This window comes from Muriicola sp. (assembly GCF_049669965.1).
In the GTDB taxonomy this organism is placed as follows: Bacteria; Bacteroidota; Bacteroidia; order Flavobacteriales; family Flavobacteriaceae; genus Muriicola.
This window is the reverse complement of sequence record NZ_JBATLB010000273.1, coordinates 1-4,937: the sequence shown is the minus strand read 5'-3', so window position 1 is coordinate 4,937 and position 4,937 is coordinate 1. Positions and strand designations below refer to the sequence as shown.

Annotated in this window: 5 protein-coding genes and 1 pseudogene; 2 read left to right on the top strand and 4 right to left on the bottom strand. The window is 41.1% G+C overall.

Annotation, left to right across the window (positions count from 1 at the left end):
* Positions 1-426 (bottom strand): acyl-CoA thioesterase (locus tag WBM49_RS13610; RefSeq protein WP_424372592.1); only part of this gene is annotated, 426 nt, incomplete at its 3' end.
* Between the two features lie 57 nt (positions 427-483).
* A complete protein-coding gene (locus WBM49_RS13605) occupies positions 484-1,428 on the bottom strand; it encodes an SPOR domain-containing protein (protein ID WP_424372591.1) in 945 nt (314 codons plus the stop codon).
* A 103-nt stretch (positions 1,429-1,531) separates the two neighbouring features.
* On the opposite strand from WBM49_RS13605, the gene dprA reads away from it, so the two are divergent.
* Entirely contained in the window at positions 1,532-2,635 is a 1,104-nt protein-coding gene (dprA, locus tag WBM49_RS13600) for a DNA-processing protein DprA (RefSeq protein WP_424372593.1), read from the top strand.
* 161 nt (positions 2,636-2,796) lie between these two features.
* Here dprA and trpS read toward each other — a convergent pair whose 3' ends face one another.
* Positions 2,797-3,765: a tryptophan--tRNA ligase gene (gene trpS, locus WBM49_RS13595; RefSeq protein ID WP_424372590.1), complete on the bottom strand. Its 969-nt coding sequence runs from the start codon at positions 3,763-3,765 to the stop codon at positions 2,797-2,799.
* Positions 3,766-3,837: 72 nt separating this feature from the next.
* On the opposite strand from trpS, the gene WBM49_RS13590 reads away from it, so the two are divergent.
* Entirely contained in the window at positions 3,838-4,578 is a 741-nt protein-coding gene (locus tag WBM49_RS13590; RefSeq protein WP_424372589.1) for a lysophospholipid acyltransferase family protein, read from the top strand.
* A 95-nt stretch (positions 4,579-4,673) separates the two neighbouring features.
* On the opposite strand, the pseudogene WBM49_RS13585 reads toward WBM49_RS13590, so the two are convergent.
* Positions 4,674-4,937 (bottom strand): annotated as a pseudogene (locus WBM49_RS13585) (hypothetical protein); the annotation flags it as partial.

The following is a 4,937-nucleotide window of genomic DNA, read 5'->3' as shown; positions in this document are numbered from 1 at the left end:
TGCGCCATCAAAACGGATTTTTTCAAGGTCTGTTTCCGGAACAATAGGGGGTATCATAGTGGGTTTCCCGGTTTCATCTACCGCCACAAAAGTATAAATTGCCTCATTGGCCTTGGTTCTTTCCCCGCTTAAGCGATCTTCCATCCAAACATCAATATACACCTCCATAGACGTTCTGAATGTCCTTGAAATTGCTGCTTCAAGGGTGACGACGCTTCCAAGAGGGACAGATCTGTTAAAAGCCACGTGATTTACCGAAGCCGTAACTGTTATGCGTCTGCTGTGTCTCCTGGCTGCAATACTGGCAGCACGATCCATCCTGGCAAGTAACTCGCCACCAAAAAGATTATTCAGGGGATTAGTTTCACTGGGAAGGACCAGATCGGTCATAATGGTTCTGGAATCACTGGGAGTTTTAGGCTTCATAAGAAATTATTTTCGCAAAGATACGAGCTAAGGAAAGGTAGATAAAAGGAAAGTACTTTATTTTACAGATAGAAGCCAGGCATCACGAGACTCTGTAAGCCTGATTTGTTTTAAGACCTCTAACGCCTGTTTTGGGTCCTCAAAACTATCAAAAGCCACCTGGAATAAACCAAACTTATTCTGGCCCACATAAAAGGCGTCAAAACCCCTATTGCGAAGTTGCTTTATCTTTCGGTCTGCATTGCTTCTTTCCCGGAATGCTCCTGCGATGATATGATGACTTTTCTTAACTTTTTTAGTTACATCAACACGGAACACAGGCAATTCCATAGGTTTTGTGTCAAAAAAGGTCGCTTCCTGAATACTATTGGAAATGATTTCCTGAGCTTTTTCCTGAGATACCAATTCATTGGTAACCGCCTGATTGTAGGTTTTATAGCCGGTAAATCCGGCTGAAACTGCCAAAAGAACAATTGCTGCATATTTTAAATATGGACGCATCTCATTCTTCTTACGTACTTCGGGCGTAATGATAAATGGAACCTTTTCCTCCAGGACCTCCACTTCCTCTTTTAATACCTCCCGAAGAATTGGGGTAGAAACAATGGAACTCAATCCAAAAGAAGAGGTTAAAAAGTTGGTTTGTTTAGTGGGTTGAAAGATTAGCTTCCCTTCTTTAGTTGGCTTAAAGCTTCCAATATTCTGAAGCACCAGGGCCTCCCCATTCTTTAATTTCTTACTCCACTCTTTTACTGTTTTGGCCAAATCTTCCTGAACTAGCTCATAGGAGGTCTTTTCAGCCTCTGCAATGTATGAGATAAGGAGTCCGTCGTTGGTTTGCAACTGACTATTAAAAGAAAGCACCTTGGAGGGAGGGTAAAAGGTATGTGCAGTTTTATCTATGAAAGCCGATTTAACGTGGGTCAGAAAGGCTCCAAATTCGGGAACAATCACACAATTATACCGGTAGAGTAATTCTTCTATGTAGGTAGCGGTACTCATAAAGACAAAGATGGAAAAAAATAGAGCCGCTTCAAAATGGCGGAATACTTTTTATTAACATTAGTTTTTCTGTATTTTGTGAATAAGATAGAAAGACATGCAGATGATGAAGGAGGAATTACTTGCTACCCTGAGATTACAATGTATTCCAAACATTGGAGACATCTCATCCAGAAAACTTATTGCCCATTGTGGAACCCCTACTGCCGTTTTTAAAGAAAAAAAAGAAGCGCTGCTCAAAATAGGGGGTATAGGCACAAAGATCATAAAGGAGCTTTACGATAATAAATATCTTACAGCGGCCGAAAACGAATATTCGTTTATTCAAAAACAGGGAATACAATGTTTGTATTTTGAAGATGAGAATTATCCAAAATACCTGCGACATTGCTCTGATGCGCCTTTGATGCTGTTCCAAAAAGGCAAAATTAACCTTACAGATAAGAAGGTGATCAGTATTGTGGGGACCCGCAATATGACGTCTTATGGGCGGCAGTTTTGCGATCGATTTATAAAAGAACTAGCACCTTTAGACCCTGTTCTTATCAGTGGATTTGCCTATGGAGTGGACATTTACATCCAGAAGTTAGCCAATGAACTAGGGCTGCAAACCATTGCGTGCCTGGCACATGGGCTCAATCAGATCTATCCTAAATCCCACAAAAAATATTGTGAGGCTATAGAGAAGAATGGTGGATTTATAACGGAGTTTTGGAGTACCAGCAACCCAGATCGTGAGAATTTCCTGCGAAGAAATCGGATTATTGCCGGGATGAGCGAAGCTACTTTAGTTATTGAATCTGCGGAGCGGGGAGGTAGTCTTGTAACCGCCGATATTGCCAATAGTTATAACCGGGACGTCTTTGCCGTTCCGGGCAGAACAAACGACCCTTTCAGTACAGGCACCAATGCCCTTATTAAAAACCAAAAGGCCCAATTACTTACATCGGTGGCAGATCTTGTCTACTATCTTAATTGGGACCTGAACATAAAGTCCTCCAAGCCAATTCAAAAACAATTATTTGTGGAATTAGAGGAGCCAGAACTGTCTATTTATGCTTTCTTACAACATGAGGGCAAACAAATGTTGGATGATATCGCTATGGGGAATCAACTCCCAACTTTTAAAACCGCTTCTGTACTATTAACCATGGAACTAAAGGGATTGGTTAGACCATTACCCGGAAAACAGTTCGAAGCAATCTAGGCAAAAACCAACTAACTGGTTTATTGTTGTTTAATTCAATTATTTCAGCGCGTAAGAAAGTGTTATTGATCGATCTCTTTGATGAGATAAGCGCAGTTGGCTATAAAATATGGAAGAAGGATGCCATTAAAACAAACCGGGAAGTATGCTTGGCGATATTGCTAATACCCAAGCTTTGCGCGCACCTTCAGCAGCACATCATCTGCTACCAACTGCGCTTTTTCTGCACCTAAATTCAATAGTTCATCTATTTCAGATACATTATTCATATAATATTGGAACTTCTCCCGGGCTTCACCGAAAGTAGACACCAGACACTCATAAAGCTCCTGTTTCGCGTGTCCATATCCATAGTTGCCCTTTAAATACCTCTCTCTCATTTTGGCAGTATTTTCCTTAGAAGCGAGGATCGAATAAAGTGCAAAGACCGTATCAGAATCCGGATCCTTCGGTTCTTCCATAGGAGTGCTGTCCGTAAGAATTCCCATGATCTGTTTTCTCAGCAATTTGTCTGATTGAAAAATATTGATGAGGTTGCCTTTGCTTTTACTCATTTTTTCGCCGTCGGTTCCGGGAATATACATGGTATCTTCCTGGACCTGAGCTTCCGGCAAAACAAAGGTCTCACCTAATTGAGCGTGGAATCTGGAAGCTACATCCCTGGTCATTTCCAAATGTTGAAGCTGATCCTTGCCTACAGGCACAATATTGGCGTCATACAATAGGATGTCTGCGGCCATTAGCATGGGATATGAGAAAAGTCCGGCATTCACATCTTCCAGTCGATCCGACTTATCCTTAAAGGAATGGGCCAGTGTTAATCGCTGGTAAGGGAAAAAGCAACTGAGATACCACGCTAATTCGGTTACCTGCGGCACATCGCTTTGCCTGTAGAACACGGTTTTATTTACATCGAGGCCAAAGGCCAACCAGGTAGCTGCCGTGGCATAGGTGTTGCTTCTCAATTCTTTCCCGTTTTTTATCTGGGTCAGAGAATGCATATCTGCAATAAATAAGAAGGATTCATTGCCAGGATTTTCTGCCATTTTTATGGCAGGTAAGATGGCACCCAGGATATTCCCAAGATGAGGAGTCCCTGTACTTTGAATACCTGTTAAAATTCTTGCCATGGGCCTTTCTTTAAAGAATCACAAAAGTAAAAGAAATACTAAAACCCTGCTAAAATTGTTATTTTTGATTTTATGCGAACTTTTATCCAAAGAACTGGCCAGTTACTTTATCGAGTTTGGTTCTATGTTTTGGTTGCGATTCCTATTTTCATCTTTTCCCCCTTCTTGATCCTACTATCCATTTCAGAGAAGACCTATCCGCAATTCTTTTGGTTGGCCAGGAATATATGGGCCCGACTAATATTATTCGGAATGGGATGTATTCCAAGGATTTCCTGGGAAGAACGCCTGGAAAAGGGGAAAAGTTATGTGTTGATCGCAAATCACACCAGTATGCTCGATATTATGCTAATGCTGTTGGTTAGTAAAAATCCCTTTGTTTTTGTGGGTAAAAAGGAATTGATGAATATTCCGGTTTTCGGCTTTTTCTATAAGCGGGTATGCATCCTGGTAGATCGGGATAACAGTAAAAGCAGAATGGCGGTATATCGAAGGGCGCAACGAAGACTTGAGCAGGGGTTGAGTATTTGTATCTTTCCTGAAGGGGGCGTTCCGCCAGAGGATGTTGTCCTGGATGCATTTAAAGATGGGGCTTTTAAGATGGCCATCGCATATAATATACCGATCGTTCCTATGATTTTTTTCGATTCCAAAAAACGTTTTCCTTTCACTTTTTTTAGTGGAGGCCCCGGTCTTTTAAGAGTAAAAGTAAAATCGTTTATTAGAACAGAAGAACTCAATGAAAATCAAAAAGGAGAACTCCGGGAAAAGTCTAGAAACATGATATTAAAGGAGTTACAAGAAAATGATTGACCCTAAAATATATACTGAATAGTATAAAAAGCGCCCTACCAGAGAAGCAGGACGCTCAGGGGTTACTGTAAGAAGTAACCAACCTAACCAACATCTTAAAACCTAAAGTTCAATCCAGAATATACTCCCATAGAGAAGGGCTGAAAATTTCCCGCAGCCTCCGAGAATGTATTGAGTTGATATTTAAACATAGGTTCCAGACTAAGCTGAAGTGCAGTATTCAATTGATACGTAATTCCGACACCAAAATTGGTGCTCATATTCAAATCATTTAGGTTATTGGCCGCCCCCATTTCTGTGGCGATACCGTTAGATTCGAGCATTACAGAATTATTGACTAGAAATAAGGAGCTAACGCC

Coding starts and splice junctions, on each gene's coding strand:
- WBM49_RS13605 (WP_424372591.1), bottom strand. CDS start 1,428: ATGAGTACCGCTACCTACATAGAAGAATTACTCTACCGGTATAATTGT.
- dprA (WP_424372593.1), top strand. CDS start 1,532: ATGATGAAGGAGGAATTACTTGCTACCCTGAGATTACAATGTATTCCA.
- trpS (WP_424372590.1), bottom strand. CDS start 3,765: ATGGCAAGAATTTTAACAGGTATTCAAAGTACAGGGACTCCTCATCTT.
- WBM49_RS13590 (WP_424372589.1), top strand. CDS start 3,838: ATGCGAACTTTTATCCAAAGAACTGGCCAGTTACTTTATCGAGTTTGG.